Annotated in this window: 30 protein-coding genes and 1 tRNA gene; 17 read left to right on the forward strand and 14 right to left on the reverse strand. The window is 67.1% G+C overall.

The annotated features are described in order from the left end of the window. Positions 1–4: 4 nt before the first annotated feature. Both ACFVVM_RS24035 and ACFVVM_RS24040 read right to left on the reverse strand, forming a co-directional pair. Positions 5–1,108 carry an acyl-CoA dehydrogenase family protein gene (locus ACFVVM_RS24035; RefSeq protein WP_387622178.1) on the reverse strand — a complete coding sequence of 368 codons (1,104 nt, stop codon included), beginning with the start codon at positions 1,106–1,108 and terminating at the stop codon, positions 5–7. 22 nt (positions 1,109–1,130) lie between these two features. Next, on the reverse strand, positions 1,131–2,324 hold the full coding sequence (locus ACFVVM_RS24040; protein WP_387622180.1) for an acyl-CoA dehydrogenase family protein: 1,194 nt from the start codon (positions 2,322–2,324) through the stop codon (positions 1,131–1,133). 190 nt (positions 2,325–2,514) lie between these two features. On the opposite strand from ACFVVM_RS24040, the gene ACFVVM_RS24045 reads away from it, so the two are divergent. The 12 genes from ACFVVM_RS24045 to ACFVVM_RS24100 all read left to right on the forward strand — a co-directional run bounded on the left by ACFVVM_RS24045 (position 2,515) and on the right by ACFVVM_RS24100 (position 14,188). Further along, on the forward strand, positions 2,515–2,703 hold the full coding sequence (locus tag ACFVVM_RS24045) for a ferredoxin (RefSeq protein WP_387622182.1): 189 nt from the start codon (positions 2,515–2,517) through the stop codon (positions 2,701–2,703). A 43-nt stretch (positions 2,704–2,746) separates the two neighbouring features. Beyond that, on the forward strand, positions 2,747–3,649 hold the full coding sequence (locus tag ACFVVM_RS24050) for a 3-oxoacyl-ACP reductase (RefSeq protein WP_387622183.1): 903 nt from the start codon (positions 2,747–2,749) through the stop codon (positions 3,647–3,649). Between the two features lie 324 nt (positions 3,650–3,973). Then, the gene (locus tag ACFVVM_RS24055; RefSeq protein ID WP_071926106.1) at positions 3,974–4,738 is read left to right on the forward strand and encodes an ABC transporter permease; all 765 of its coding nucleotides are present in this window, start codon (positions 3,974–3,976) and stop codon (positions 4,736–4,738) included. A gap of 4 nt (positions 4,739–4,742) precedes the next feature. Next, on the forward strand, positions 4,743–5,594 hold the full coding sequence (locus ACFVVM_RS24060) for an MlaE family ABC transporter permease (protein WP_387622187.1): 852 nt from the start codon (positions 4,743–4,745) through the stop codon (positions 5,592–5,594). A gap of 4 nt (positions 5,595–5,598) precedes the next feature. Further along, positions 5,599–6,798 carry an MCE family protein gene (locus ACFVVM_RS24065; RefSeq protein WP_387622189.1) on the forward strand — a complete coding sequence of 400 codons (1,200 nt, stop codon included), beginning with the start codon at positions 5,599–5,601 and terminating at the stop codon, positions 6,796–6,798. After that, positions 6,795–7,823, forward strand: coding sequence for an MCE family protein (locus tag ACFVVM_RS24070; protein WP_387622192.1), 1,029 nt, complete (start codon positions 6,795–6,797; stop codon positions 7,821–7,823). The genes ACFVVM_RS24065 and ACFVVM_RS24070 overlap by 4 nt, the downstream gene beginning before the upstream one ends. Next, positions 7,816–8,883: an MCE family protein gene (locus tag ACFVVM_RS24075; protein ID WP_387622195.1), complete on the forward strand. Its 1,068-nt coding sequence runs from the start codon at positions 7,816–7,818 to the stop codon at positions 8,881–8,883. Before ACFVVM_RS24070 ends, ACFVVM_RS24075 begins: the two co-directional genes overlap by 8 nt. Continuing rightward, the gene (locus tag ACFVVM_RS24080; RefSeq protein WP_387622197.1) at positions 8,880–10,142 is read left to right on the forward strand and encodes an MCE family protein; all 1,263 of its coding nucleotides are present in this window, start codon (positions 8,880–8,882) and stop codon (positions 10,140–10,142) included. Before ACFVVM_RS24075 ends, ACFVVM_RS24080 begins: the two co-directional genes overlap by 4 nt. Continuing rightward, the gene (locus ACFVVM_RS24085) at positions 10,139–11,359 is read left to right on the forward strand and encodes an MCE family protein (protein WP_387622200.1); all 1,221 of its coding nucleotides are present in this window, start codon (positions 10,139–10,141) and stop codon (positions 11,357–11,359) included. Before ACFVVM_RS24080 ends, ACFVVM_RS24085 begins: the two co-directional genes overlap by 4 nt. Further along, a complete protein-coding gene (locus ACFVVM_RS24090; protein ID WP_387622203.1) occupies positions 11,356–12,759 on the forward strand; it encodes an MCE family protein in 1,404 nt (467 codons plus the stop codon). Before ACFVVM_RS24085 ends, ACFVVM_RS24090 begins: the two co-directional genes overlap by 4 nt. Beyond that, complete coding sequence (locus ACFVVM_RS24095) at positions 12,756–13,706, forward strand: hypothetical protein (protein WP_387622206.1); 951 nt, start codon at positions 12,756–12,758, stop codon at positions 13,704–13,706. Before ACFVVM_RS24090 ends, ACFVVM_RS24095 begins: the two co-directional genes overlap by 4 nt. Beyond that, complete coding sequence (locus ACFVVM_RS24100; protein ID WP_387622208.1) at positions 13,703–14,188, forward strand: h domain protein; 486 nt, start codon at positions 13,703–13,705, stop codon at positions 14,186–14,188. Before ACFVVM_RS24095 ends, ACFVVM_RS24100 begins: the two co-directional genes overlap by 4 nt. Positions 14,189–14,320: 132 nt before the next feature. On the opposite strand, the gene ACFVVM_RS24105 is transcribed toward ACFVVM_RS24100, so the two are convergent. The 4 genes from ACFVVM_RS24105 to ACFVVM_RS24120 all read right to left on the reverse strand — a co-directional run bounded on the left by ACFVVM_RS24105 (position 14,321) and on the right by ACFVVM_RS24120 (position 18,303). Continuing rightward, a complete protein-coding gene (locus ACFVVM_RS24105) occupies positions 14,321–15,769 on the reverse strand; it encodes an ATP-binding protein (RefSeq protein WP_387622211.1) in 1,449 nt (482 codons plus the stop codon). Next, positions 15,766–16,482 carry a response regulator transcription factor gene (locus ACFVVM_RS24110; RefSeq protein WP_387622214.1) on the reverse strand — a complete coding sequence of 239 codons (717 nt, stop codon included), beginning with the start codon at positions 16,480–16,482 and terminating at the stop codon, positions 15,766–15,768. The genes ACFVVM_RS24105 and ACFVVM_RS24110 overlap by 4 nt, the downstream gene beginning before the upstream one ends. A gap of 70 nt (positions 16,483–16,552) precedes the next feature. Further along, a complete protein-coding gene (locus ACFVVM_RS24115) occupies positions 16,553–18,079 on the reverse strand; it encodes a trehalose-6-phosphate synthase (RefSeq protein ID WP_387622381.1) in 1,527 nt (508 codons plus the stop codon). Positions 18,080–18,144: 65 nt separating this feature from the next. Then, complete coding sequence (locus ACFVVM_RS24120; protein ID WP_019044795.1) at positions 18,145–18,303, reverse strand: hypothetical protein; 159 nt, start codon at positions 18,301–18,303, stop codon at positions 18,145–18,147. A 167-nt stretch (positions 18,304–18,470) separates the two neighbouring features. Here ACFVVM_RS24120 and ACFVVM_RS24125 point away from each other — a divergent pair, with 167 nt between their 5' ends. The 5 genes from ACFVVM_RS24125 to ACFVVM_RS24145 all read left to right on the forward strand — a co-directional run bounded on the left by ACFVVM_RS24125 (position 18,471) and on the right by ACFVVM_RS24145 (position 21,208). Beyond that, on the forward strand, positions 18,471–19,304 hold the full coding sequence (locus tag ACFVVM_RS24125; protein ID WP_387622216.1) for an alpha/beta fold hydrolase: 834 nt from the start codon (positions 18,471–18,473) through the stop codon (positions 19,302–19,304). A 106-nt stretch (positions 19,305–19,410) separates the two neighbouring features. Then, entirely contained in the window at positions 19,411–19,647 is a 237-nt protein-coding gene (locus tag ACFVVM_RS24130; RefSeq protein WP_022565839.1) for an MbtH family protein, read from the forward strand. 129 nt (positions 19,648–19,776) lie between these two features. Next, a tRNA-Thr gene (locus ACFVVM_RS24135) sits at positions 19,777–19,848 on the forward strand. A gap of 180 nt (positions 19,849–20,028) precedes the next feature. Next, positions 20,029–20,439 (forward strand): PIN domain-containing protein, encoded by a 411-nt coding sequence (locus ACFVVM_RS24140; protein WP_387622218.1) that lies wholly within the window; start codon positions 20,029–20,031, stop codon positions 20,437–20,439. A gap of 358 nt (positions 20,440–20,797) precedes the next feature. Further along, positions 20,798–21,208, forward strand: coding sequence for a pyridoxamine 5'-phosphate oxidase family protein (locus ACFVVM_RS24145; protein WP_387622384.1), 411 nt, complete (start codon positions 20,798–20,800; stop codon positions 21,206–21,208). A 31-nt stretch (positions 21,209–21,239) separates the two neighbouring features. Here ACFVVM_RS24145 and ACFVVM_RS24150 read toward each other — a convergent pair whose 3' ends face one another. The 8 genes from ACFVVM_RS24150 to ACFVVM_RS24185 all read right to left on the reverse strand — a co-directional run bounded on the left by ACFVVM_RS24150 (position 21,240) and on the right by ACFVVM_RS24185 (position 26,258). After that, complete coding sequence (locus tag ACFVVM_RS24150) at positions 21,240–21,758, reverse strand: DUF3558 domain-containing protein (RefSeq protein ID WP_387622221.1); 519 nt, start codon at positions 21,756–21,758, stop codon at positions 21,240–21,242. A 9-nt stretch (positions 21,759–21,767) separates the two neighbouring features. Next, complete coding sequence (locus ACFVVM_RS24155; protein ID WP_387622224.1) at positions 21,768–22,280, reverse strand: hypothetical protein; 513 nt, start codon at positions 22,278–22,280, stop codon at positions 21,768–21,770. Further along, a complete protein-coding gene (locus tag ACFVVM_RS24160; protein ID WP_387622225.1) occupies positions 22,281–23,036 on the reverse strand; it encodes an ESX secretion-associated protein EspG in 756 nt (251 codons plus the stop codon). Next, the gene (locus ACFVVM_RS24165; protein WP_387622228.1) at positions 23,033–24,400 is read right to left on the reverse strand and encodes a hypothetical protein; all 1,368 of its coding nucleotides are present in this window, start codon (positions 24,398–24,400) and stop codon (positions 23,033–23,035) included. Before ACFVVM_RS24165 ends, ACFVVM_RS24160 begins: the two co-directional genes overlap by 4 nt. 15 nt (positions 24,401–24,415) lie before the next feature. Next, positions 24,416–24,811: a hypothetical protein gene (locus ACFVVM_RS24170; RefSeq protein WP_387622230.1), complete on the reverse strand. Its 396-nt coding sequence runs from the start codon at positions 24,809–24,811 to the stop codon at positions 24,416–24,418. 27 nt (positions 24,812–24,838) lie between these two features. Continuing rightward, positions 24,839–25,363 (reverse strand): DUF3558 domain-containing protein, encoded by a 525-nt coding sequence (locus ACFVVM_RS24175; protein ID WP_387622232.1) that lies wholly within the window; start codon positions 25,361–25,363, stop codon positions 24,839–24,841. A gap of 77 nt (positions 25,364–25,440) precedes the next feature. Continuing rightward, entirely contained in the window at positions 25,441–25,866 is a 426-nt protein-coding gene (locus tag ACFVVM_RS24180; protein WP_387622235.1) for an HIT family protein, read from the reverse strand. A gap of 14 nt (positions 25,867–25,880) precedes the next feature. Continuing rightward, positions 25,881–26,258: a PH domain-containing protein gene (locus tag ACFVVM_RS24185; RefSeq protein ID WP_387622238.1), complete on the reverse strand. Its 378-nt coding sequence runs from the start codon at positions 26,256–26,258 to the stop codon at positions 25,881–25,883. Between the last annotated feature and the right edge of the window lie 168 nt (positions 26,259–26,426).

Genomic DNA, 26,426 nt, shown 5'->3' on the forward strand with positions numbered 1-26,426 from the left:
CGAGCTACGCGCCTTCGGCCAGTTCCGCACCCAGGGCGAGGAGGTGGGGGGTGGCTCCGCCGAGGGCGAATTCGTGGTGTTTGGCGGCGGTGAAGTAGTTGTGGACGATGTGGTCGCGGTCGATGCCGATGCCGCCGTGGATGTGGATGACGGTGTGGGCCACGCGGTGGCCCGCGTCGGCGGCCCAGAACTTGGCGATGTGGATGGATTCGGCGGCGGGGAGGTTCTCCGCGACGCGCCAGGCGGCCTGGGTGACGGTGAGGCGCAGGCCCTGGACGTCGATGTAGGCGTCGGCGAGGCGCTGGGCCACCGATTGGAAGGCGCCGACGGGCTTGCCGAACTGTTCGCGGGTGCGGGCGTGTTCGGCGGTGAGCTCGAGTGCGCGTTCGAGGGTGCCCAACTGCAGGGCGGCCAGGCCGAGCCAGGCGTGTTCACGCAGCCAGGTGAGGATCTCGGCACCGGTGTCGAGGGTGCCGATCAATTCCGCTGGGGTGGAAGCGAACTCGACGCCGAACTCGGGACCGAGGTCGACGACCTGCTGGGCTGTGCGTGTCACCGACGCGTCGGACGGATCGACCAGGAAGACGGCCGTCTGCCCGGAAACGCTGGCGGGCACCAGGATTCGCTCCGCCCGGTCGGCGAAGGCGACCGTGGTCGCGGACCCGGTCAGGGCCCACCCCGTTCCGGCGGCCGCGGCCACGATGCCGGGCGCGTCGGTGGCGGCGTGGTTCTGCTCGGCGAGCGCGGCACTCAGTACCACCTCACCGGTCCCTGCCCGGCCGGCGAGCGCGCGCTGCGCGTCGTCACCGAACCGCGCGAGCGCGCCCGCGCCGACGACAACCGACCACAGATACGGCACCGCGGCCACGGAACGGCCGAGTTCACGCAGGATCGAAGCCTGCTCCTGCATGCCGAAATCGCTGCCGCCCAGCTCTTCCGGGAGCGCGGCGGCCAGCACGCCGGTCTCGGCGAGCGCCTTCCACAGCTGCTCGTCGAAGCGGGCGTCGGTGTCGAGTTCGCGCAGCCGGTCGGCGGTGACGAGCTTTGCGCAAACCTCGCCGGTCAGCTGGGCGAGATCGGTCTGGGCTTCGGTGGGAGTGAAATCCATGAGGGGATACCGGCTTTCGGGATCAGCGGGCCGCGGCGGGCTGGCGCAGGGCGGTCATGGCGATGATGTCGCGCTGCACCTCGTTGGTGCCGCCGCCGAAGGTGAGGATCAGCGCGGCCCGGTGCATCCGCTCGAGCCGGCCGAGCAGCTCGGCGCCGGGGGAGTCCTGGCGCAGGTAGGCGTGCGAGCCGAGCACTTCCATCAGCAGGCGATAGGACTCGGTGGCCAGTTCGGTGCCGTAGACCTTGCAGGTGGAGGCGTCCCATGGACGCGGCGCCGCGTCACCACCCTGATCGGCGCGACTGGCGATCTCCCAGTTGAGCAGCTTGAGGTACTCGACCTTGGCGTGCACGCGGGCCAGATTCAGCCGCACCCACTCCTGGTCGATCACCCGCTTGCCGTCGGGCGTCGAGGTCTCTTTGGCCCACTCCACCGTCTGGTTGACGGCCAGCGACAGCGGACCCGCCGAGGTCAACGCGACGCGCTCGTGGTTGAGCTGGTTGGTGATCAGCGACCAGCCACCGTGCTCCGGGCCGACCAGCGCCGAGGCGGGCACCCGCACGTCCTGGTAGTAGGTGGCGCTGGTGTCGGGCCCGGCCATCGTGTGCACCGGTGTCCAGGAGAAGCCCTCGGCATCGGTCGGCACGATGAGCATGCTGATGCCCTTGTGCTTCTTGGCGGCGGGATCGGTGCGCACCGCCAGCCAGATGTAATCGGCGTAAGCGATGAGGCTGGTCCACATCTTCTGGCCGTTGATCACGTAGTCGTCGCCGTCGCGCACGGCCGAGGTGCGCAGCGAGGCCAGGTCGGTGCCGGCGCCGGGCTCGGAGTAGCCGATGGCGAAGTGCAGCTCACCGGCGGCGATGCGGGGCAGGAAGAACTTCTTCTGCTCCTCGGTGCCGTAGTGCATGATCGTCGGCGCGACGGAGTTGATGGTCAGGAACGGCACCGGGGCGCCGGCGATGGCGGCCTCGTCGGTGAAGATCAGCTGATCCATCGTCGGCCGGTCCTGGCCGCCGTACTCCTTCGGCCAGCTGAGCGTGAGCCAGCCGTCGCGACCCATGTCGCGCACGACCTCCCGGTAGACATCGCCCGCGCCGTACTCACCGGTCTGGCTGCGCAGGGCGGCGCGTCGCTCGGGGGTGATCAGGCGGGCGAAGTACTCGCGCAGCTCCGCGCGTAATTCTTCCTGCTGCGGCGTGTACGCGACGCGCATGGGTTCCTACCTCGGTATCTGGCTGCGAAAACGGATGGTGGCGGGGCGGAGGGGGTCGGCCCCGCCGAATCCGATCATTGCATATGAACTGGAACATGTTCCAGTATTGACAGGGATTGGATGGCTGTTCCGCCCCGTGAGCAGCACTGTCTGAGTTAGTCTCGCCGAGACCGCGAGGAAGGAAGTTCCCATGAAGATCATCGTCGATTTCGACCGGTGCGAAGCGAACGGCATCTGTGTAGGAATCGCCCCTGACATGTTCGAACTCGATGACGACGATCTGCTGCACGTGGCCGAGGGTGACGTGGCGCCCGATCGGGTCGCCGATGCGGAGGAAGCCGTCGCGCAGTGTCCCAAGGCCGCGCTGAGGTTGTCGTGATCGACTCTTGTCGGATTGTGGAACACGTTCTAGAGTCGGCCCGATGAGTGTGACGCAGATTTCACTGGAGGGCCGGGTCGCCATCGTGACCGGCGCCGGCGCGGGTCTCGGCCGGGCCGAAGCACTGGCCCTGGCCTCGGCGGGCGCGGCCGTGGTGGTCAACGACCTCACCGAGGACGCGGCCGCCGAAACCATCGCCGCGATCCGCGAGCTCGGTGGCAAGGCGGAGTTCGTCGGTGGCTCCATCGCCGAGCGGTCCACCGCCGACGCGCTCGTCGCCACCGCCCAGGAGTCGCTCGGCGGACTCGACATCGTGGTCAACAACGCGGGCATCACCCGCGATCGCATGCTGTTCAACATGTCCGACGAGGACTGGGACGCCGTCATCGCGGTGCACCTGCGCGGACACTTCCTGCTCTCGCGCAATGCCGGCGCCTACTGGCGCGCCGCGTCCAAGGCGGCGGGCGCGCCGGTGTACGGCCGGCTCGTCAACACCTCTTCCGAGGCGGGCCTGCTCGGTCCGGAAGGGCAGGCCAACTACGGCGCGGCGAAGGCGGGCATCACCGCGCTCACGCTGACCGCCGCGCGCGGCCTGGCCCGCTACGGCGTGCGCGCCAATGCCATCTGCCCGCGGGCGCGCACGGCGATGACCGAGGCGGTCTTCGAATCGGCACCGGAGGGCACGGTCGACCCGCTGGCGCCGGAGCACGTGGCCAAGCTCGTCGCCTATCTCGCCTCGCCCGCCGCCGACGCGGTGAACGGTCAGGTGTTCGTCGTCTACGGACCGATGGTCGCGCTGATGGCCGCACCGACCGTCGAGCGGCGCTTCGACGCCGAGGGCGCCGAATGGTCCGAATCCGACCTCGCCGCCACGCTCGGTGGCTACTTCGCAGAGCGCCCCGCCGACCACACCTTCTCGGCCCGCGCCCTACGCGATCTGGGCTGACTCTCGCACCGGCGGTTTGCCGGATGTTGGCCCACCGCGCGCCCCGCCGCCTCCTTCGCGCCTGTCGTGTTGATCACCGGTCCAGGTATTGGTAGACATGATCGTCGGGGTGTGTGACGGCTCACAGGAGGGCGCTCGAGATCGATCAGCATTCGTTTCAGTTTTAGCGGCAAATTTCGAGAAAAAGTCCTGGTCTAAGTCACCTGAAATGGCAGACATTAGTGGGAACGTGTTCTAGTCTTTGGTCAGTCTTCAGATCGGGGTGGCGGTGAAGTACGGGTACGCGGACATGTCGGTCCGCCCGTCGAATAAGGAGGAATACGCATGAACGACCTCCTTGCTGTCCCGTTGCGGGCGGTCGGCGGATTCTTCCAACTCAGTGCCGATGTGGCGCGAGCATCCTTCCGACGACCGTTCCAATGGCGCGAATTCATCGACCAGGCCTGGTTCATCGCTCGCGTCTCGATCGTGCCGACCCTGTTGGTCGCGATCCCGTTCACGGTGCTGGTGGTCTTCACTCTCAACATCCTGTTGCGCGAGATCGGCGCGGCCGACCTCAGCGGAGCGGCCGCCGCGTTCGGCGCCGTCACCCAGGTCGGGCCGATCGTCACGGTGCTGATCGTGGCCGGCGCCGGTGCCACCGCGATCTGCGCCGATCTGGGCGCCCGCACGATCCGCGAAGAGATCGACGCGATGATGGTGCTCGGCATCGACCCGATCAGCCGGCTGGTCGTGCCCCGCGTGCTCGCCTCGATGTTCGTGGCCCTGATGCTCAACAGCCTGGTCTGCACCGTGGGTATCGTCGGCGGCTTCGCTTTCTCGGTCTTCCTGCAGGGCGTGAACCCGGGCGCGTTCGTCAACGGCATTCCGCTGCTCACGAACCTGCCCGAACTGATTTTGTCCGAGGTCAAGGCCGGCCTGTTCGGATTGATCGCCGGAATGGTCGCCTGTTACCTCGGTTTACAGGTGAAAGGCGGCCCGAAGAGCGTCGGTGACGCGGTCAACCAAACAGTCGTTTTCGCCTTCATGGCGCTGTTCGTGGTGAATGTGGTCGTCACCGCGATCGGCCTGAAATTCACGGTGCGGTGACCACATGGCATTCGTAGTTCGCAGTAAGTTCCCGCGCACGGTCCGCCGTTTCGAACGGACCTCGAAATCGCTGGATTCCCTGGGCGACAAGGCGATCTTCTTCGTCAAAGCGCTCGCCTCGGTACCCCGTGCCCTGGTGCACTATCGCACCGAGACCATCCGGCTCATCGCCGAGATCAGCATGGGCACCGGCGCGTTGGCGGTGATCGGCGGCACCGTCGTGATCGTCGGATTCCTGACGCTGATGGCCGGTGGCACCATCGCGGTGCAGGGCTACAGCTCGCTCGGCAACATCGGTGTCGAAGCGCTGACCGGCTTCTTCGCCGCCTTCCTCAACGTGCGCATCGCGGCCCCCGTGATCTCCGGCATCGGCCTGGCCGCCACCATCGGGGCGGGCGCGACCGCCCAGCTCGGTGCCATGCGGGTGGCCGAGGAGATCGACGCACTGGAATCGATGGCGATCCGGCCGGTGCCGTTCCTGGTGAGCACCAGGGTGCTGGCCGGGATGATCGCGATCGTCCCGCTCTACGCGCTCGCGGTCATCGCCTCCTTCCTCGCCAGCCGCTTCGCGACGGTGGTGATCTACGGACAGTCCGCCGGCGTCTACGACCACTACTTCTCGACCTTCCTCATCCCGAGCGACATCCTGTGGTCGTTCGGGCAGGCGATCGTGATGGCGCTGGCCGTGATGCTGATCCACACCTACTACGGCTTCACCGCCGCGGGTGGTCCGGTCGGCGTCGGTGTCGCGGTAGGCAATGCGGTGCGGGCCTCGCTGGTCGCGGTGGTCATGGTGACCCTGCTGATCTCGCTGGCCATCTACGGCACCTCCGGCAACTTCCACCTCTCGGGATAGCGTGATGGAAACCAACAGGATCGTCGCCGCACTGCAGGGCGGGCTGGGGCGCAAGCTCGCCGCGCTCGCGCTGGTCGGTCTGCTCGTCGGGATCGTGGCGCTGGCACTGGCCATGTTCCAGGGCGCGTTCACCAAGACCGCGCAGGTGCTGGTCGACGCGCCGCGTTCGGGCCTCGTCCTCGACCCCGATGCCAAAGTGAAGGTGCGCGGCGTCGAGATCGGCCGGGTCGCCGCGGTCGACCTGCGCGACGACGGTGCGCAACTGCGGCTGGAAGTCGATCCGAAGCAGCTGAAGCTGGTGCCCGCCAACGCGGGCGTCGACATCCGATCCACGACGGTGTTCGGCGCCAAGTACGTGAACTTCATCATCCCCGACCAGCCCGCCTCGGTGTCGCTGGCGCCGGGCAGCACCGTGGCGGCCAGCGCGGTGACCGTCGAGTTCAACACGCTGTTCCAGCACCTGTCCGATGTGCTCGCCCAGGTGGAGCCCGAAAAGCTCAACGCGACGCTGACCGCCCTCGGCACCGCTCTGGAGGGTCGCGGCGACAAGCTCGGCGATCTGCTCGTGCGCTCGGACAGCTATCTGCGCGAACTCAACCCGTACCTGCCGACCCTGCAGTCGGATCTGGACAAGACCGCCGCGGTGACCGAGCTCTACGCCGAGGTCACCGACCCGCTGTTGCGCACCGTCGACAACGCCACCGGTACCTCGCAGACCATCGCCGAGATGCAGGGCCAGCTCGACAACGTGCTGGTCAATGTGATCGGCCTGTCCGACACGGTCGGCGGGGTCCTGCGCGAGAACGAACACGACCTGGTGACCGCGCTCGACCTGCTGCGCCCGACGACCAGCCTGCTGTTCGAGTACGCGCCCGCCCTGCGCTGCGTCATCGACGGCCTGGGACCACTGGTGCCGATCGCGGAGGAGATGATGGGCGGGCGGATGCCCGGTGTCGGTATGAACGCCAGCTTCATGCTCGGTTCCCAGCCCTACAACCTCGCCGACGACCTGCCCAAGGTGAATGCCACCGGCGGCCCGCGCTGCGACGGTGTGGTGGAGCGGGTACCGGGCAGTCATTCGGACTACCTGGTGACCGATACCAGCCAGGGCAGGCCGTACGCGCCGAGCACCCGTCACGAATTCCACGGGGCGCCAAAGGTATTCCAGCTGCTGTTCGACGGACTGCCGGGAGTGACGGAGTGAGGAACACGGGGACGACGATCAAACTGGCGATCTTCACCCTGGTGATGACGCTGGTGTTCGCCGGGCTGGCGATCGTGCTGAGTCAGGCGCGGTTCTCCAGCGAGACCGGCTATCGCGCGGTGTTCACCAGCTCCTCGGGCATGCTGCCCGGCTCGAAGGTGCGCATCGCCGGGGTGCCGGTGGGCTCGGTGACCTCGGTGAAGGTCGGCGAGGACAACCTCGCCCACGTGAAGTTCGATGTCGACCGCAAGTACTCGCTGCTGGCGAGCACCCGCCTGGCGATCAGGTACGAGAACCTCGTCGGCGATCGCTACCTGGAACTGCTGGAGGGCCCCGGCTCGTCCAAGCGGCTCGCCGGCGGCGCCACCATCAGCACGGAGCAGACCTCGCCCGCGCTGGATCTGGATCTGCTGCTCGGTGGCTTCAAGCCGCTGCTGCGCGGCCTCGACCCCGATCAGGTCAACGACCTCACCGCGGCGCTGCTGCAGATCTTCCAGGGGCAGGGCGGCACACTGGTCTCGCTGCTCAACAGCGGCGGTAACTTCGCCAAGACACTGTCGGACCGGGACGCGCTGATCGGCAGCGTGATCGACAACCTGAACACCGTGCTCGCCACCATCGACGACCGGGGCGACCAATTCGCCACCACCATCGACGAACTGCAGCGCCTGGTCAGCGACCTGTCCGCCGAGCGGGACCCGATCGGTGCCGCATTGCCCCGGATCGCCGGTGCGACACAGGAAATCAACGACCTGCTCGTGCAGGCCCGGCCCGATCTGCGCAACACCATCGAACAGACCGGCCGACTCGCCACGAACCTGGACGAGGGTTCCGACCACCTCGACTGGGTGCTCGGAAAGCTGCCGGACACCTACAAGAAGCTCATCCGGATCGGCTCTTACGGCTCGTTCCTGCAGCTGTACATCTGCGGCACCAACATCTTGGTCACCGCCCCGGACGGCAGTCCGATGGAAGTCGGCTTGCCGGGTTCGCAGGATACCGGAAGGTGCGCGCCCAATGAATAAGGACAAATCGCCATCGGCGACGGTCGGCATCGTCGGCATCGTCTTGGTGGTGGCCATCTCGCTCGCGACCCTGCAGTTCTCCGACCTGCCCTTCATCCGCTCGGGCGCGACCTTCACCGCGAACTTCCTCGACGCGGGCGGCCTGGTGCCGGGCGACCCGGTGCACGTGGCCGGTGTGCGTTCCGGCGAGGTACGACAGGTCGGCCTCGACGGTGACAAGGTCCTGGTGAAGTTCGACCTCGACGAGTCGATCGTGCTCGGCGAGAAGACAACCGCCGCGATCAAGACCAATACGGTGCTCGGCCGCAAATCGCTGGACGTGGTGCCGTCGGGCACCGGCGCGATCGGTGCCGACGACACCATCCCGCTCGACCGCACCACCTCGCCCTACTCGCTCAACGAAGCGCTGAGTGATCTCGGTGGGACCGTGCGTGATCTCGATCTGGACCAGGTCGACGAGACCCTGAACGTCTTGTCCGAGGCCTTCGCCGATACCCCCGGCCCGTTGCGCAACGCCCTCGACGGCGTCACCGCCCTGTCGCGCAGCATCAATGTGCGCGACCAGGCGCTCACCGACCTGCTGGCCAGAGCACAGAACGTCACCAGCATCCTGGCCGACCGCAGCACGCAGCTCAATGCCCTGCTCCTGGACGGCAACGAGCTGCTCGGCGAGCTCGACCGGCGCCGCGCCGCGATCAATCAGCTCGTCGTCTACATCGACGATGTGGCGCGGCAGCTCTCGGGTCTGGTCGCCGACAACGAGCCGCAGATGAAGCCGACGCTGGACCGCCTGAATTCGGTCCTCGCCCTGCTCCAGCGCAACGAGCAGAACCTCAACGACGCCCTCGACGGCCTCGGCCCCTATGCCGCCGCGCTCGGTGAGCAGGTCGGCAGCGGGCCCTGGTTCAACGCCTACGTGGTGAACGCGACGAGTACCCAGCTGCGCGGGCTCGTCGACGCGCTGGTCTGGCCCGAACAGCTGCCGCAGGACCTGATCGACATCTTCACCACCCCGCAGCCGCCCTACATCGCTCCCGCCCAGGAGGAACCGCCGCGATGAGCTTGACTCAGCAGGTGCGCGGGCTTCCGCGCTGGACGATCGCGGTGGCGGTCGTGGTGATCGCGGCATTGGTCGCGGTCGGTGTCTACTTCGCCACCGGCGGTGGAAAGAACACGGTGACAGCCGCTTTCACCTCGACCACCGGCCTGTACAAGGGTGATGAGGTGCGGGTACTCGGCGTCACCGTCGGCAGCATCGACTCGGTCGAACCGGGTAGGGGCCAGACCCTGGTGAAGATGAGCATCGACAGCAGCGTCGAGCTGCCCGCGGACGCCCGCGCGGTGATCATCGCGCCGTCGCTGGTGTCGGCCCGGTTCGTGCAACTCGCCCCCGCCTACACCGGTGGTCCGAAACTGGCCGACGGAGCGCAGATTCCGCTCGAACGCACCGCGGTGCCGGTGGAATGGGACGAGATCAAGGCCGAACTGACCAACCTGTCGGTGGCGCTGGGTCCGGTCGGTGACGACGAGCAGGGCTCCTTCGGCCGATTCGTCGACACCGCGGCGGACAATCTCGACGGCAACGGACAGAAGTTCCGCGACACCCTGCGCGAACTGTCCGCGACGGTGACCACCCTGTCCGACGGGCGCGACGATCTGTTCGGCACCATCCGCAATCTGCAGAAGTTCGTCGAGGTGCTCTCGGCGAGCAATGAGCAGATCGTGCAGTTCAGCGGTCGGCTGGCCTCGGTGTCCTCGGTGCTGGCCGGCGCGTCCGAAGAGCTCGGCGTCGGGCTGGAAGCACTCGATGTGGCGCTGGCCGATGTGAAGCGCTTCCTCGAAGGCGCCGGTGGGGAATTGACCGAGGGTGTCGAGCGGCTCGCCGATGTCACCCAGACCCTGGTCGACAAGCGGCCCGAGATCGAACGGGTGCTGCACTCCGGCCCGACCGCGATGGTGAACTTCTACCAGCTCTACAAGCCGGCGCAGGGCTCGCTCACCGGCGCGGTCGCGCTGAACAACACGGCCAGTCCACTCAGCTTCCTGTGTGGTTCGATCCGGGCGATCGAGAACAACGACTCGGACCGGTCCGCGGATCTGTGCGCGGAGTTCATCGCGCCGGTGATCAGCTCGCTGGCCATGAACTATGTGCCGATCATGACCAACCCGGGCACCGGCGTGCAGGCCTTCCCCGAACAGTTGGTGTACAGCGACCCGGCCCTCGAGGGCCAGGTCCAGCAGAACCAGGCGCCCGCCGCGGCGCCGATCACCGTGCCCGAAGGACTTGCCGGGCTTGCCGTTCCAGGAGGACAGCGATGAGACGGCAACGCATACTCGCGGGGGTGGCCGTCGGCGCCGCGGTGGCGCTCGGCACCACCGGTTGTCAGTTCGACGGGTTGAACTCCCTGCCCCTGCCCGGATCCGAGGGGCGCGGGCCCGGCTCGTACACGGTCCAGATCCAGATGCCCAATGTCACCACGCTGACCCGGAATTCGCCGGTTCGCGTCGATGACGTCAACGTCGGCAACGTCACCGGGATCGAGGTCGAGGGCTGGCACGCGCTGGTGACGGTATCGCTCAATCCCGAGGTGAAACTGCCCGCGAACGCGGAGGCCAAGATCGGCCAGACCAGTCTGCTCGGCAGCAATCACGTCGAGCTGTCGGCGCCGACCGACATTCCGCCGACCGGGCAGCTGCGCGGCGGCGATGTCATCCCGCTCGAGCGAGCGGGCGCCTACCCGACCACCGAGCAGGTGCTGTCCTCGCTGTCGGTGGTGCTCAACGGTGGCGGGATCGCGCAGCTCGAGACGATCACCACCGAGCTGAACGCGATGGTCAACGGGCGCGAGGCCGAGATCGCCGACCTGCTGCCGCAGCTCAACGAACTGACCACCGGCCTCGAACGCCAGACCGGCAGCATCATCGCCGCGATGGAAGGCCTGGACCACCTCGCGGGCAAATTGTCCGGTCAGCGTGACGTGATCGCCGAGGCGATCGAACAGATCCATCCCGCGCTCACCGCGCTGGCCGACCGGTCGGCCAACATCACCAGGGCGATCACCGCGCTCGGCGAACTCGGTGACGTCAGCGAACGACTCATCCAGACCAGCGGCGAAGACCTGGTGGCCAACCTGCGCAGCCTCGGTCCGGTGCTGCAGACGCTGGCCGACACCGGAAACAACCTCGTCGTGGCGACGGGCATCCTGCCGACCTTCCCGTTCCCGATCAGGAACATCGACAACGCGATCATGGGCGACTACATGAACTTGTTCATCACCTTCGACCTGAGCGCCCCCCGCCTGGACAGCAACTGGCTCACCGGCACCCCGCTCGGCGGCCGGTTCGGCGGTGTCGAGGGCGTCGTCGGTTCGTTCGCGCCGTCGACCGCGACCGATGCGAGCGACCCGGCCACCGCGCCGCTCGCGCCGCCACCGCCGCTCGCGCCCGCACTGCCCGGGCTGCCCGCCATCCCGGGTCTGCCCGCCATCCCCGGTCTCACCGCGCCGCTGCCCGGTCAGGAAGGGGCGGGTCGATGAAACTCACCCGGTTCGTCCGCATCCAGCTCGTCATCTTCTCGGTGCTCACGGTGGTCGGTCTCGTCGTGATGAGCGGCAGCTACCTGCAGGTCCCCGCGATGTTCGGCATCGGCCGGTACGCGGTGACCGTGCAGCTGGCCGCCACCGGTGGGCTCTATCCCACCGCCAATGTCTCCTACCGCGGCCAGAACATCGGCAAGGTCGAGGCGGTGCGGCTCACCCCGGCCGGGGTCGAGGCGGATCTGTCGATCGACAGCGACTACAAGGTGCCCGCCGATTCGAGCGCGTGGGTGCGCAGTGTCTCGGCCATCGGCGAGCAGTACGTCGACCTGGTGCCCTCCGATCAGCCCGCCGATGCGCACCTGCGCGACGGCTCGGTGATCCCGGAGCAGCGCACCCAGCTGCCCCAGGATGTCGGCACCATGCTCGACCAGGCCGACAAGTTGCTCGCCTCCGTCGCCGACACCCGGCTGCGTCAGGTGATCGACGAGGCGTTCAAGGCGTTCAACGGCGCCGGACCCGACCTGCAACGCTTCATCGACTCGGCGTCCCTGCTGGTGCAGCAGGCCGAAGACGACATCGAGCCCACCAAGCAGCTGCTCGACCAGATCGGCCCGCTGCTGGACACCCAGACCCGCTCCGCCGACGACATCCGTTCCTGGACAGCGGATCTGGCCACGCTCACCGATGAGCTGCGCGAGCGCGATCCGGCCTTGCGAAACCTGTTGAACAACAGCCCTTCCGCGATGGCGGTGGTGAACGCGCAGTTCCAGGACCTGCGCCCGACCCTGCCGTTGCTGGCCACCAACCTGGTGAGTCTCGGGCAGGTCGGGGTGACCTACAACGCGAGCCTGGAACAGCTCATGGTCGTCTTCCCGCCGCTGATCGCGGCGCTGCGGACCGCGATCCGCGGACCGATCGACTACGGCGTGATGGTCGACTTCATGACCGTGCTCAACGACCCGCCCGCCTGCACCACCGGCTTCCTGCCCGCCGACCAGTGGCGTCAGCCCAGCGAACTGAGCCAGGTGGACTCGCCCCCGGGTCTGTACTGCAAGGTCCCGCAGGACTCGCCCATCGCGGTCCGCGGTATCCGCAACACGCCGTGCATGGAGTTCCCCGGCGTCCGGGCACCCACGCCCGAACTGTGCCGGACCGGGTTCGTGCCGGAAGGCAACAACCCGCCGTTCGGACCGGTGGAGCCGGTCGCGCCGGCATCGGCACCCGCAGGCGCATCGACGGGTGGTGTGACCCCCGCCGCAGCGCGCCCTTATGATCCGTCCACCGGCAGCTATCTGGGCACTGACGGACGCACGTACCGCCAAGGCGACATCGCGGCCAACGGTTCGGGCACCGTCCCGGCCAGCTGGCAGGCGATGTTGGAGGAGCAGCAACGATGAACGACGACGACAACCGCCGCCCGCGCAGGCGGGCCGCACGCTCGGCCGGTCCGCCGGTCGAGGAGACGGCGGCCGGGACGGTCACCATCAGTAAGAGCGAAACCGCATCACCGGTGGACGGTGGTGCCGAGGTCACGGCGAAGGCTGTCGATGCCACGCCGAAGTCCGGGGATGCCACGGTGAAGCTCGCCGAGGCGACCGCGAAGTCGGAGGTCACCGCGAAGTCGGGGGCCACCACCAATTCCACGGACGCCGCGAAATCTGCGGATGCCGCGAAACTCGCGGACGTCGCGAAGTCCACGGATGCCGCGAAACTCGCGGACGTCGCGAAGTCCACGGATGCCGCGAAGCCCGAGAGCGTCGGGAAGTCCGAGGGCAGCCCGAAGCCCGTGGACACCGCGAAACTCGCGGCGGGCGAGCTGCCGGTCGACCTGGCCGAGTCGGCCGACGACGCCCCCCAGGGTTCGCGCGGTCGCATCCTCGCCCTCGCCGCCGCGATCGTGCTCGTGCTGGCCCTGGTCGCCGGTGCGGGATTCACCGCCTTCACCGCCTACTCGGCGAACCAGGACGAAGACCTGCGCGCGCAGTACACCGAAACCGCCCGCCAGGCGGTGCTGAACCTCACCACCATTCGCGCCGAGACCGCCAAGGAGGACATCGACCGGATCCTGTCGGTGGCCTCGGGCGACTTCAAGACCGAGTTCGACGGTCGCGTCGATCCGTTCATGGACGTCGTCAAGCAGGCGAACGTGGTCTCCACCGGCGAGGTGGTCGAATCGGGCATCGTCACCGCCGATGCCGATTCCGCGCAGGTGCTCGTCGCCGCGAAGCAGACGGTGAGCAACAACGGCTCGCCCGAACCGCAGTCGCGGCAGTATCGGTTCCGGGTCACCGTGTCCAACAGCGACACCGGGATGACCGTGTCGAAGGTGGAGTTCGTCGGATGAGTCAGCGTATGAAGATCGTCTTCGGTGGCCTCACCGCCCTCGGCCTGATCGCCGCGATCGTGCTGGGGGTGAGCGGTTATCAGATCTGGCAGCACGACCGGACCGAGCAGGCCCGCACCGACGCGATGAGCGCGGCGAGCAGCACGGTCAGCGCCATGTTCACCTATGAGTCGGCCACCGTCGACACCGAGCTGCCCAAGGCGGCCGACGGCCTGACCGAGTCCTTCCGCAACGACTACCTGCAGCTGATCAACGAGGCGATCGCGCCCGGCGCCAAGGAGAAGCAGCTCGCCGTCAAGGCCACCACGCAGGCCGAGGGCGTGGTCGAGGCCGACCCCGAGCGCGCCGTGGTGCTGCTCTACCTGAACCAGCTCACCACCAGCAAGGACACCCCGGACGGCACCACATCGGGCAGCCGGGTGCGGGTGTCGCTGGAGAAGGCCGATGACCGCTGGCTGGTCGCCCAGGTGACGCCGGTCTGACTCCCGCCGGATGTCGGCGCCCGGTCAGGCGGGCGGTGACGACGCCGGACATGGTGACTGCGGAACGGTCGCGGCGGCCCTGACTCTCGTCGCCGCGCCCGAGGTCCGATCGCGGAGACCTGGTCGAGCGGGTCAGGAGCCGGTGCGGGGGAGACGGACGGTGAACGTGGTGCCGATGCCCGGAGCGCTGGCGACCTCCACGGTGCCGCGATGGGCGGCGACCAGGGCCGCGACGATGGACAGGCCGAGACCGGTGCCGCCGCTGGCGCGGGTGCGGGAGGCATCGGCACGGTAGAAGCGCTCGAAGACGCGGGCGGCGTCGGCAGGGTCAAGGCCCGGGCCGGTGTCGGCCACCTCGAGGCGGACTTCGTCCTCGGCCGGTGTGAGCCGGACGGTGATCGCCGTGCCGTCGGGGGTGTGGGTTCGGGCATTGTCGAGCAGGTTGGTGAGGATCTGGCGGAGGCGGTGATCGTCGCCGAGGATCTCCAATGTGCCGGTTCCCTCGGCGATTTCGAGTTCGATCGGTCCGCGCCGACCCTCGGCTGCCGCGATCGCGCGGGCACTGTGCACCGCGTCGCCCGCCAGCGCGAGCAGGTCCACCGGTCGCAGGTCGACCGGCCGTTGCGCATCCAGCCGGGCCAGCATCAGCAGGTCCTCGACCAGTAGCCCCATCCGCTGCGCCTCGTGTTCGATCCGCCGCATGAACGTCGCCGGATCGTCGGTGGCACCCTGCCGATACAGCTCGGCGAAGCCGCGGATCGTGGTGAGCGGGGTGCGCAGTTCGTGACTGGCGTCGGCGACGAAACGGCGCATCCGCGCCTCGGATTCGCGCGCGGCCGCCTCGGAGGCCTCGGTGGCGGCGAAGGCCTGCTGAATCTGGGTGAGCATGCTGTTGAGCGAGCGGGACAGCCGGTCGACCTCGGTATCGTTGCCGCGCACCGGAACTCGACGGTGTAGGTCGCCCTCGGCGATCGCCGCCGCGGTGGCCTCCACCCTCCGCAGCGGGCGCAGACTGCCGCGCACGACGAAGTAGGCCGCGATCGCCAGCGCGGTCAGCACGATCACGCCGACCAGCAGTTGCAGGACGACGAGATTGCGCACCGTTTCGATGTTCTCGGCGAGCGGCCAGGCGACCGTCGCCGACGCCCGGGGCCCGTGCACGGTCAGTACCCGCCACTGATCGCTGGAGTCGACCGAACCGACCGTGACCGGTTGCAGCGCGGGCGGATCGGGGAGCGCGGGGGTGGAGTCGGTACCGAAGACATTGTCCTGGGTGAAGTTCCGGGTGCCGTCGGAGCTCTCGGCCTGGAGGTAGTAGCGGCCGGGCGGCTGACGCTCCGGTGACGGCGCGGGCAACGCGGGCGCAGGCATCCCGACCCGGCGCTCCCATTCGATCGCCGCGTCGGTCAGCTGCTGATCGGTGCGACGCTGCAGCGAGTTCTCCATCGCCGTCGTCACCACGAAACCCGAAGCGACCAAACCGGATCCGGCCAGCACGACCAGCACGAGGACCAGCGTCACCCGAAGCGGGATCGCCGCGAAGCCACGCGCGAAGCGCGCGCGCACCCCCGCGGCGCTCATCGCCCGGTCGGCTCGCGCAACACGTACCCGACGCCGCGCAGGGTGTGGATCAACCGCGGCTCACCGTTGTCGATCTTCTTGCGCAGGTACGACACATAGGTCTCCACCACGCCCACCTCGCCGCCGAAGTCGTAGCGCCACACGTGATCCAGGATCCGTGGTTTGCTCAGCACGCTGCCCGCGTTCACCATGAAATAGCGCAGCAGCGTGAATTCGGTGGGGGACAGGGCAACCGGTTCGCCTGCCTTCCACACCTCGTGGGTGTCGTCGTCGAGTTCGATGTCGGCGAACCGCAGCCGGGTGTCGGCCCGCTCCGGCTCGGCCCGGCCGGCCCGGCGCAGGATCACCCGCAACCGCGCCACCACCTCTTCGAGGCTGAACGGCTTGGTGACGTAGTCGTCGGCGCCGAGGGTGAGGCCGGTGATCTTGTCGTCCACCTCGTCGCGGGCGGTCAGGAACAGTACCGGCGCGTCGATGCCGTCGGCGCGCAGGCGGCGCAGCAGGCCGAAGCCGTCCATGCCGGGCATCATCACGTCGACGATCAGCGCCTGCGGCCGGAACGTGCGCGCCCGGTCCAGGGCCTCGGCGCCGTCGGCCGCCGTGGCCACCTCGAAGCCCTGGAAGCGCAGGCTCACCGCCAGCAACTCCACGATCATCGGTTCGTCGTCGACGACGAGCACCCTGGCCTCGGGCGCATCAGGCACACCGCTCATGGGTTCATGCTCCACCACCCGGCTGGGAAGTGGCTGGATCGACGCTGTGAGGTCGCTGTGTGCCCCCGCGTCACCGCGATTCGGGGTAGACGTCCTCGTCGCTGAGCAGCGCCGACCCGGCGACATTGCTCTGGGAGAGGGCGTCGAGGAAGGCGCGGGCCCAGCGTTCGACGTCGTGGGTGAGCACCTGGCGGCGCATGGAGCGCATCCGGCGGCGCTTGGTGTCACGCTCGTCGTCGAGCGCGCCGACGATGGCGTCCTTGACGCTGTCCAGATCGTGCGGATTGCACAGGTAGGACTGGCGCAGCTCGGCCGCGGCGCCGGTGAACTCGCTGAGCACCAGCGCGCCGTTGAGGTCGCTGTGGCAGGCCACGTACTCCTTGGCGACCAGATTCATGCCGTCGCGCAGCGGGGTGACCAGCATGGCGTCGGCGGCCACGAAGAAGGCGATCAGCTCCTCGCGGGGGATCGGGCGGTGCAGGTAGTGCACGACCGGGTAGCCGACCCGGGCGAACTGGCCGTTGATCCGGCCCACCTGGCGTTCGATGTCGCCACGCATCTTGATGTAGCTCTGCACGCGCTCACGGCTCGGCGTGGCCAGCTGCACCATCACCGTCTCGCCCGGATCGACCCGGCCCTCTTCCAGCAGCTCCCACAGCGCGTTGAGGCGGATGTCGATGCCCTTGGTGTAGTCGAGGCGGTCGACGCCGAGCATGATGTTCTTCGGATTGCCCAGTTCGGCGCGGATCTTGGCGGCCCGCTCCCGCACCGACCGGCGCCGCGAGAGCTCGTCGAGATCGGCCGAGTCGATCGAGATCGGGAACGCGCCGACGCGCACCGTGCGGAAACCCACCTGGACGACGCCGAGCTTGGAACGAACGCCGATCGTGCCCCGCGAGGTGGGCTGACCGGCCAGTCTGCGGGCCAGATACAGGAAGTTCTGGGCCCCGCCGGGTAAGTGGAAGCCGATCAGATCGGCGCCGAGCAGACCCTCGACGATCTCGGTCCGCCACGGCATCTGCATGAACAGCTCGACCGGCGGGAACGGGATGTGCAGGAAGAAGCCGATGGTCAGATCGGGGCGCAGCATCCGCAGCATCTTGGGCACCAGCTGTAGCTGGTAGTCCTGCACCCAGACCGTCGCGCCCTCGGCGGCCACCTTCGCGGTCTCCTCGGCGAAACGCCGGTTGACCTCGACATAGGCGGCCCACCAGGCCCGGTCGTACACCGGGCGCACGATCACGTCGTGATACAGCGGCCACAGCGTGCCGTTGGAGAACCCCTCGTAGTAGTCCTCCACCTCCTGGGCCGTCAGCGGCACCGGGTACAGCTCGAGGCCGTCCTCGATGATCGGCTCGACCTCGACGTCGGGCACCCCGGCCCACCCGACCCAGGCCCCCTTGTTGCTGCGCAGCACCGGTTCCAGCGCGGTCACCAGGCCGCCCGGGCTGCGCTTCCACCTGGTCGTGCCGTCGGGCAGCCGTTCGAGGTCGACCGGAAGCCGGTTGGCGACTACTACGAAGCCCGAGCCCGCACCGCTGGGGACGACGGGTTCGGTGTTCTCGGACGGGCGGTCGTTGGACTGTTCATCGATCATCTGGTCCACTCACGCATCCTTCGCGCGTCGCAGGGGCCGCTTTGAGGTTGTGGTTCGTCGCAGGGTCAGCTGGGGCCGATGCCGAGCATCGACAGCAGCATCCGGCACTCGTCGGCGTCTTCGGCGTATGCCGCGACGACGCGCTGTGCCTGGCGAGCGGTCTCGTCGGCCAGTGGCTCGAGCTCGTCGTCGGCGATGTCGTTGGCGCTGCTCTTCGCGGCCATAGTGGTTCGTCCTCCCGGTTTCCATACGCTCTGCGTGCGAGTAGTCAATACTATCGGGCGCCGGTGCACAGCCGTTGAACTCCCGACCCGATCACCCCGCCCCGGTGCAGTGTCGTGGCGCGGCCGTTACCGTGGATTCGATCAGCAACTCCAGGAAAGGTTCTTCCATGCCACTGGCCACGGTGAACGGCATCGCACTGAACTATCAGGTCAAGGGCGACCGTACCAAGGGCACCGACATCAGGGGCGGTGGTCCGCTGGTGGTGTTGATCATGGGCACCGGCTCGCCCGGCCGGGTGTGGGAGCTGCACCAGGTGCCCGCGCTGGTCGCCGCCGGGTATCGGGTCTGCACCTTCGACAACCGTGGCATCGCGCCGTCGTACGAGGCGGCGGGCGGGATGGCCATCGAGGAGCTCGTCGCCGACACCGCCGCGCTGATCGAGCTCATCGACGAGGGCCCGGCGCTGGTCGCGGGCACCTCGATGGGCGCTCGGGTGGCCCAGGAGCTGGCGCTGGCCCGCCCCGACCTGGTCCGCAAGGCCGTGTTCATGGCCGGGCACGGCCGCCTCGACCAGTTCCAGAAGACGCTCTCGATCGGCGAGCAGGACCTCGACACCGCGGGTGTGCAGCTGCCCGCCAAGTTCGAGGCCGCGCTCACCGCAGTGATGAACCTGTCCCCGGCCACCATGGCCGATGCCCCCGCCGCCCGCGACTGGCTCGACCTGTTCGAGTTCACCGGCGGGGCCGCCACCCCCGGAATCCGCGCCCAGCGGGCGATGGACCACGAGTTCAACCGCCTCGCCGCCTACCGGGCGATCACCGTGCCCAGCCTGGCGATCGGCTTCGCCGACGACCGGATGATCCCGCCCTACCTGTCGCGCGAGGTGGCCGAGGCCATCCCCGGTGCCAGGTACCAGGAGATCCCCGATACCGGGCACTACGGCTACCTGGAGCGACCCGAGGCGGTCAACAAGATCCTGCTCGATTTCTTCGCGGCCTGAGGTAACTGCCTACCAGTAACGGTTGCCTTGCTAGGGTCGACACAACGCTCGGGGCTTCGCGCCCCACAGCGATCCCGTACACAGCGCCAGTATCCAGTGAGGTGAAATGAGCACCAACCCCTTCGACGACGAGGACGGCCGCTTCTTCGTTCTGGTCAACGACGAAGAGCAGCACTCCCTGTGGCCCGCATTCGCGGAGGTCCCGGCGGGTTGGCGTGTCGTGTTCGGCGAGGAAAGCCGGGCCGCGTGCGTCGAGTACGTCGAGAAGAACTGGACCGATATGCGACCCAAGAGCCTGCGCGACGCGATGGCCGCCGACGATGCGGCCCGCGCCCAGTCCTGAGCAGTAACTTCCGATACTGCGTCCGGGACTCTCGCTGAGTACGTCACCGCGTGGCACCGATCTCGGTGTCACGCGGTAGACGTGCCCGGCTATGATGATCGCTGCCCGCCAGGGCACCATCAGTACCCCGCCTCCTTAGCTCAGTGGTAGAGCACCGCTCTTGTAAAGCGAAGGTCGTCAGTTCAATCCTGACAGGGGGCTCAAACAGAACCTGACCTGCCGAACTGGGCAGGTCTGCTCTCCTTCTGGTGCGCATATTGCTCGGGTCAAGCGTGTCGAAGCGGCTCAGCGACTGTTCGACCGCGGGCAGCGTGGCGACTTCGATGATGCCGCCGCAGCGCACAAAGCAGCGAAGGTGGCGCGCAAGCAGGCATTCACCCGGTGACCGGGTGCTTGCTGGACATCTCTGCCCTGTGGCACCTGTTTCGTCAGCAAGAGGTATTCGCCGCGTGGCGCCCGGAGATCGATGCCGGTGTCCTGCGGATCTGTGAAGCCACTCGGACCGAGTTCTTGTTCTCGGCAACCGGTCCCGCCGATCGTGACGACCTGGCCGACGACCTCGACCTCGTGTGCAAGCCGGCGACCGTACCCAAGAACGGCTGGCGGTGGGTGGACTCCGCCCAGTACAAGCTGACCCAGCGTGGACAGCACCGCTCGGCAGGCGTAGTCGACCTGATCGTTTGCGCGACAGCGGTCCACCACGACCTGACAGTCCTCCACACCGACGACGATTTCGCCACTGTCGCCCGCGTGATGCCCGAATTGCGGCAGCGTGACATCCGTCTGGGTTAGCCACGGACGACCACCCTTGAGCGCTGCCACCCCTATTCCGGCGGAGGTCGGCTGCTGTGGGTCGTCGTCGGTGCAGGCGGCAGTGGCGATTCGGCAGGCATCCTCGGTGTTGGAAATCCTGCACAGCTATAGCGGGACTGTATAGCTCTTCCTGCGGGCAGGTATGCCACACACGCTGGCACGATAATTGTCAGGTTGGCATGACCGTTGGGTCCTGACGCAATTTCTGTGCCATGCCTGAGAAGAGTTGTGCCGCTCAACTGGTGGGTGCGAGGGAGCTGCGTGAGGAATAGCTGGTCCGTGAGGATGTTGGACTGAAGCACGTCCTAGTGAAGGAGAGTGTCGGGTGTCGTTTGTGATGACCGCTGCGGAGCGTGAGGCGTTTCTGTCCGCCGTCCATGTCGGTGTGCTCGCCGTGGGGCGTGAGGGGCGGGCCCCGCTGGCTGTGCCGATCTGGTACGCCTACGAGGACGGCGAGATCCTGTTGTGGATGGAGCGTGACACTGTGAAGGATCGCTCGATTCGCGCGGCGGGGCGGTTCAGCTTCGTGGTGCAATCCGAGACGGCGCCCTACCGGTACGTCACCGCGGAGGGCTCGGTGATCTCCGCCGATGTTGCGCCTACGCGGGCGCAGGCGCTGTCCATCACCAGACGCTATCTCCCGGAGGGAGATGCTGCGGTTTATGTGGATGCTGCTCTCGATGAGAAGTCGGTGCTGGTTCGGATGCGGCCCGAGAAGTGGTTGAGCAACGATCAGAGCAAGGGCTGATCGTTGGCCTGAGGCGTTGGTTGCATTGTTGCTATGGGGGAAGGACTTCCATGAAGTTCGGCGCAGCGTTGTTGGCCAACAGGCAAGGATCCGTCGATGATTTGTTGTCAACGAACTTGCTGGCCTGCAATGTGATTGTTCCCTGACTGCTTCCGAACGCTATTCCACACTGATGCGGGGGGTCCCAGGTTCCGAGGAGATACTGCAGTCCTTCTCGGCCACCTACAGTGACGGTCTGAAAGTCGTGCAGGTAGTCGTTCTCGCGGAACTGCTGCACGGTGTTGGTGGTGCTGAAGAGGGATATGAAGTAGCCGTCGGCCGTCCACCGACACCCCTTCCAGTCTGGACGCGGTGACGAGAACGGATTGTCGTCTCTTGTCGCAGGGTCAGCGCCCGCGGCTTGCACCACGCTGTCTCGAACCGTGCACGGATCGAACAACCGCTCCTTGGTCAGCGGGCTGATCACCGCCTGCCCGTCAACAGTCTCGGAGCATCCGGCGAGCACCACCGCAGCAGCGCACACCGCGGCTGTCAGGTAGGCCAGTCGCATCGTCTCTCCTTACGGGCGTTCATTTGGACGCCAGGGAGGATTCGTTTGGCGGCGCTGTTTTTCGGTGTAGGCGCGGAGTCGTTGGGTGATGGGTTGTGCGCGGTGGGGGGCTATCGAAGCGAAGAGCATCAGGGCGAAGGGGACGCCGAAGAGTGCGGTGGGGATGAGCCAGAGGAGGTCTTCGGCTGCGCGGAGGGGGCTGTGGTGGATGTACGGCTTTCCGCCGAAGCTGATCAGGCGGGGGTGTGCGGTGAGGGTTTCGCCTGCTTGTGCTCCGTATAGCAGTACTTCGGTGTCATCGGTGACGACTCGGCCTTCGCCCGGGCTGCCGCGGCCGATGCTCGAACTCGTGGAGCCTTTGGTGACCTCGACCTGGATGGGGTCGCCGTAGCCGAGCCAGTAGGCGACCACGTTGATCGGTTGGCTCAGTGAGAACAAGGTTGCGGAGCCGAGGCACAGGCCGATGAGCGCGGTGAGCACGATCCATGGGATGCGCTTGCCAAGATTCTTGGTACCTGACATTCACCACGCCGTTTCGCGGTCGCGGGCGGTTGCCTTGTCGATCATGCGATTCAGTTCCGTGGCGATGTGGTCGGGGCCGGCGGGGGTGGCGATGACGCGTTCGCCCTCGTGGACGAGGTAGCGGCCGTCGTCGGTGTAGTCGACTAGTTGGAGGGTGGTGCCGCCTTCTTTCCAGCCGTCGAGGGCGGGGCCGAGGTCTACGCGGAATTCGGCGTAGGTGCGGAACGGGCGCTGCAGGAAGTTCAGTGCGCGTTCGCCCTCGGTGCGGTGGTGGGAGTAGCGGTCGGGGGTGGTGGTGATGTCGTCGCGGTGGACGTTGATGCCCTGGTTGGTGCCGGGGCCGACCGACGGGAGGATGGCGATCAGGCGTTGGGTGACGGTGTGGGCGGGGCGCAGGTAGATCAGGATGTTGCCGCCCTCGCCGTATTCCTCGCCCGGGATCTGGGCGGCGACCACGCCGTTGCCCGACTCGGTCGCGGCGCAGGCGCGGACCATGCGCTTGCGGCCGTCGAGCCGGTGGCCGAACAGTTCGATCCGCACTTCGGGATGAGCCAGCGCGTGCAGGGCGTGATAGAGCGACTCGTCGGTGCCGATCTTGGCGATCAGCGAATCCGCGGCCAGGCGGCACTGCTGATCGAACTCCACCTGGGTTTCGCAGCCGGAGCGGAAGGTCAGCGGCCACGGCATCCGGTCGCGGCCGAGGGTTTCCCAGGCGACCCAGAACTCGAACGGGGTCAGCTCCCAGGTGTCGGTCATGCGTCGCCGCCGATCACCGGGGGAACGTGCAGGCGGTCGGGGCCGAGCAGTTCCTCGTGGACACCGCGCAGGTAGTCGGGGGCGTTGTGCTCGTTCTCGTCGTCCTTGCCGCCGCCGCGCGCACCGGGGGCACCCATGCCGCCCATGCCGGCCATGCCCGCGCGACCGCCTGCTGCGCCGGTGCCGGTGCCCGCCGAGGCGGCGATGGGCTGGCCCTGGCCGCCGCCGGGCAGGCTCTGGCCCGCGCCCGGTGTGCCGCTGCCGCCAGAGCCGAGGCCGCCTCCGCCGCCGCCCGAACCGAGGCCACCGCCGCCTGTGCCGAGGCCGCTGGGTGTTGTGGCGGCCGGCGTGGTGGGGGCGGTGCTGGCCGGAGTGGTCGCGTTCGGGTCGGTGGTTTCCGGGGTCGTCGTGTTCGGCGTGGTCGTCGACGGGGTGGTGTCGTCGCCGCCGTCCTCGTTGCCCGGGTCGATGGTGGAGGGGTCTTCCGGGGTGGTTGTGGCGGGCTGCGTGCCGTCGCCGTTGGACCCGTTGTTGCCGTTATTCCCGTTGTTGCCGTTGGTGCTGCCGTCGCTGCCGGTCTTCCTGCCGCCGTCGTCGATGATCGGTTTGTCGGACTGCGGTTTCGTGAGCTCGGGAACCTTCGGGACCTGGGTGTCTGATTGTTGGGTGACCGGCCGGTAAACGGTTTGCATCACCTGGCGGGCGGCATTCTGGGCCGCCTCGGCTCGCGCATTGCTGGCGCTGTCGATGAAGTATCCGGTGCCAGGGGATAGAACCGAGACGAGAATCCCCATTTTCGAACTGCTCTGATTATCGGACTCGTGGGGGACCTGGAACCTGACCTGCTGCAGCCCCGTCCGCGCCTCTTCCATCTTGTTCGCGATCAGACTGACGGCCTGTTCGACCTTACTCACATCGGCGAGGTATGCCTTGGTACTCGCCAGAGCTTGGGTGGCAGCACTGCCTGCCCAGCCCCGCTCCATTTCCTTCTCGATGTTCTTGTGGAAATCGGTTGCCTTGGTCGTGGTGTCCTCGGCCAGTTTATGCCAACCCTCGACGCTGGTGTGGAGATCTTCGAGTCCGATCGAGTTGACGAACTCCATGATCCGAGAATGAGACATGTCGGTGAAGTCTTCCATCAGCGGCGGCACGACTTCCGGGGCGAATTCACCGGAGAATCCATTGCTCAGCGCTTTATTCTGATCGTAGAGTCGACTGCGATCGTTGTTTCCGGTCGACTGAGCATCCCGCTCTACATCGGTCGTCTCGATATCGCTGTCGAACAGCGACCCGACCCTCCCCGCAAGTGTCTCGGCGAAGGTGGACGTATTGCTGAGACCGGCTATGAATTCTCCGAAAGACATGTACTCCCCCTGGCGTCAGTCTATGTTGTTCGTCTGCTGCTGGATGGCAAGCTGTGTGGCCTCATCGCAGTTCTTGTATGCGGCACCGGCTTTGCGGTACATGTCAGCCATCGCGGTGAGGACTTCGATGTGCTGGCGTATGGCCTCCGTATACGATCCGGAACCGGCCTCGGAGTCTTCTGCAAGCTTGGCGAACTTCGCGCCGAGCGCCTTGGCGGACTTGAGATCCCCGAAGGAATCGGCTCGGACCATACTCCTGGTGCGAAGAGACAAGTCGCGCAGGTCGGAGATGTAGTTGTCGCAATGCGTGGCACAGTTCTCGGCCGCGGTGTGCTCGATCATCAGCCGACCCTCTGCCGCTTCGCCGGCGAGCCTCTGAAACTCTTTTGTTTGCGCGTTCAAATCTGCCATCGTCGGAACTTCCTGTGGATTCTACGACTATCGCGGGATCAAGTCGACAAAGAACGGAGCGGCATTCTCTGCAAGCGAGCATGGATCGGTTGTCGACTTGTCGTCGACAAACTTGTTGGCATTCAACATGATTCTGCCTTGCCCCGTCTCGAACGTGATGTCACACTCCACCGGTGCTGTTTCATTTCCGACGTAGTACTGAACCGCAGTTCGGTCGCCTACGGAGACGTCTTTGAATCCGTGGTGTCTGTCGTTCGCGCGAACCTCGTCCATGGTGTAGGTGGTTGAAATAAGGGATATGTAGTAGCTGTCCGCGCGCCAGGCGCAGCCCTTCCAGGCCGCGCGGGGTACCGAGAACAGGTTATCGTTCTTCGATGCGGGATCGAGGCCCGCAGCCTCGAGTGCTGAATCCGGCACCGTGCACGGATCGAACAGCTGCTCCTTCGTCAGCGGAGCCCCACTGACCTCCGGTTGCCCATCCACAGTCTCGGAGCACCCGGCGAGCGCCAGAACCACAGCACACACCCCGGCGGCAACGCCAACCAGTCGCATCGTCTCTCCTCTTCCGAACAAACCCACTCGATGACTTTGACGTACGGCCGGCCGATTCGGTTCCCCCGAGTTCCGCATCAGTCCGGGACACCCGCTCCGTAGCCGAGGTCGCGCAGGGCGGCCTTGATCTTGGTCTGGGCCTCGTCGAGGGATTCGGGGGAGGGGTTGGGGTCGGCGCCGGAGATGTCGAAATCGCCCATCGTGTAGGCGGGGAAGACGTGGGTGTGCAGGTGGGGGACCTCGAGGCCGGCGATGAGGAGGCCGGCACGGGGGGCGTCGAAGGCGATGCGGACGGCCTGACCGATCTTCTGGGCGACGCCGTTGAGGCGGGTGAAGACCTCGGGGTCGACGTCTTGCCACTGGTCGATCTCGGCGCGCGGGACGATCAGGGTGTGGCCCTGTGTCACGGGGGCGATGGTGAGGAAGGCGACGAATTCGTCGTCGGACCAGACGAAGCGGCCGGGCAGTTGGCCTGCGATGATCGCGCTGAAAACGGATGCCATACCGGCGAGCCTAATCAGACCGCCACGAAATGCGACAGGATGCCCTGGACCTCGTAGATGTCGACCTGACGGTTGAAACGCTGCTTGACCGGTTCGTGCTGGCTGCTGATCCAGATGTAGAGCTCGGCGTCGAGGTCGAAGGTGCCCGCGGTCTCGACGGCGAAATGCGAGATGGAGCGGTAGGGGATGCTGTGATAGCTGACCTTGCGGCCGGTGACACCCTGCTTGTCGATCATGATCAGGCGGCGGTTGGTGAACAGCATCGCGTCGCGTACCAGCAGGAACGCCGCGTAGACCTGTTCGCCCTGGCCGAACAGTTTGGCGTATTCCTGCTGGGCGGCACCGGGCTCGATGCGTCCGGCGTTGCCCATCATCCCGTCGAGCAGACCCATGCTGTGCTCCCATCGCGCGATGTCGGCGGGCGCGCTGCCACACCAAGCCCATTGTCCCCCAGGTGAACCCGGTGCGGGTGGATGTTCCGGTGGAGTCAACGGCGGACATCGTGTCCGGGGACGAGCCGGTGTTGCGCGTAACAAACTGCGTAACACCTGCGAGATTTC

This window comes from Nocardia sp. NPDC058176 (assembly GCF_042883805.1).
In the GTDB taxonomy this organism is placed as follows: domain Bacteria; phylum Actinomycetota; class Actinomycetes; order Mycobacteriales; family Mycobacteriaceae; genus Nocardia.

Bases quoted from the DNA above. Each gene is read 5' to 3' on its own strand.
- ACFVVM_RS24175 (WP_387622232.1), bottom strand. From the start codon at position 25,363: ATGCGACTGGTTGGCGTTGCCGCCGGGGTGTGTGCTGTGGTTCTGGCG.
- ACFVVM_RS24170 (WP_387622230.1), bottom strand. From the start codon at position 24,811: ATGGCAGATTTGAACGCGCAAACAAAAGAGTTTCAGAGGCTCGCCGGC.
- ACFVVM_RS24155 (WP_387622224.1), bottom strand. From the start codon at position 22,280: ATGTCAGGTACCAAGAATCTTGGCAAGCGCATCCCATGGATCGTGCTC.
- ACFVVM_RS24065 (WP_387622189.1), top strand. From the start codon at position 5,599: ATGGAAACCAACAGGATCGTCGCCGCACTGCAGGGCGGGCTGGGGCGC.
- ACFVVM_RS24095 (WP_387622206.1), top strand. From the start codon at position 12,756: ATGAACGACGACGACAACCGCCGCCCGCGCAGGCGGGCCGCACGCTCG.
- ACFVVM_RS24035 (WP_387622178.1), bottom strand. From the start codon at position 1,108: ATGGATTTCACTCCCACCGAAGCCCAGACCGATCTCGCCCAGCTGACC.
- ACFVVM_RS24050 (WP_387622183.1), top strand. From the start codon at position 2,747: ATGAGTGTGACGCAGATTTCACTGGAGGGCCGGGTCGCCATCGTGACC.
- ACFVVM_RS24085 (WP_387622200.1), top strand. From the start codon at position 10,139: ATGAGACGGCAACGCATACTCGCGGGGGTGGCCGTCGGCGCCGCGGTG.
- ACFVVM_RS24100 (WP_387622208.1), top strand. From the start codon at position 13,703: ATGAGTCAGCGTATGAAGATCGTCTTCGGTGGCCTCACCGCCCTCGGC.
- ACFVVM_RS24055 (WP_071926106.1), top strand. From the start codon at position 3,974: ATGAACGACCTCCTTGCTGTCCCGTTGCGGGCGGTCGGCGGATTCTTC.
- ACFVVM_RS24160 (WP_387622225.1), bottom strand. From the start codon at position 23,036: ATGACCGACACCTGGGAGCTGACCCCGTTCGAGTTCTGGGTCGCCTGG.
- ACFVVM_RS24040 (WP_387622180.1), bottom strand. From the start codon at position 2,324: ATGCGCGTCGCGTACACGCCGCAGCAGGAAGAATTACGCGCGGAGCTG.
- ACFVVM_RS24090 (WP_387622203.1), top strand. From the start codon at position 11,356: ATGAAACTCACCCGGTTCGTCCGCATCCAGCTCGTCATCTTCTCGGTG.
- ACFVVM_RS24110 (WP_387622214.1), bottom strand. From the start codon at position 16,482: ATGAGCGGTGTGCCTGATGCGCCCGAGGCCAGGGTGCTCGTCGTCGAC.
- ACFVVM_RS24075 (WP_387622195.1), top strand. From the start codon at position 7,816: ATGAATAAGGACAAATCGCCATCGGCGACGGTCGGCATCGTCGGCATC.
- ACFVVM_RS24180 (WP_387622235.1), bottom strand. From the start codon at position 25,866: ATGGCATCCGTTTTCAGCGCGATCATCGCAGGCCAACTGCCCGGCCGC.
- ACFVVM_RS24125 (WP_387622216.1), top strand. From the start codon at position 18,471: ATGCCACTGGCCACGGTGAACGGCATCGCACTGAACTATCAGGTCAAG.
- ACFVVM_RS24145 (WP_387622384.1), top strand. From the start codon at position 20,798: ATGACCGCTGCGGAGCGTGAGGCGTTTCTGTCCGCCGTCCATGTCGGT.
- ACFVVM_RS24165 (WP_387622228.1), bottom strand. From the start codon at position 24,400: ATGTCTTTCGGAGAATTCATAGCCGGTCTCAGCAATACGTCCACCTTC.
- ACFVVM_RS24115 (WP_387622381.1), bottom strand. From the start codon at position 18,079: ATGATCGATGAACAGTCCAACGACCGCCCGTCCGAGAACACCGAACCC.
- ACFVVM_RS24120 (WP_019044795.1), bottom strand. From the start codon at position 18,303: ATGGCCGCGAAGAGCAGCGCCAACGACATCGCCGACGACGAGCTCGAG.
- ACFVVM_RS24105 (WP_387622211.1), bottom strand. From the start codon at position 15,769: ATGAGCGCCGCGGGGGTGCGCGCGCGCTTCGCGCGTGGCTTCGCGGCG.
- ACFVVM_RS24185 (WP_387622238.1), bottom strand. From the start codon at position 26,258: ATGGGTCTGCTCGACGGGATGATGGGCAACGCCGGACGCATCGAGCCC.
- ACFVVM_RS24045 (WP_387622182.1), top strand. From the start codon at position 2,515: ATGAAGATCATCGTCGATTTCGACCGGTGCGAAGCGAACGGCATCTGT.
- ACFVVM_RS24080 (WP_387622197.1), top strand. From the start codon at position 8,880: ATGAGCTTGACTCAGCAGGTGCGCGGGCTTCCGCGCTGGACGATCGCG.
- ACFVVM_RS24130 (WP_022565839.1), top strand. From the start codon at position 19,411: ATGAGCACCAACCCCTTCGACGACGAGGACGGCCGCTTCTTCGTTCTG.
- ACFVVM_RS24060 (WP_387622187.1), top strand. From the start codon at position 4,743: ATGGCATTCGTAGTTCGCAGTAAGTTCCCGCGCACGGTCCGCCGTTTC.
- ACFVVM_RS24150 (WP_387622221.1), bottom strand. From the start codon at position 21,758: ATGCGACTGGCCTACCTGACAGCCGCGGTGTGCGCTGCTGCGGTGGTG.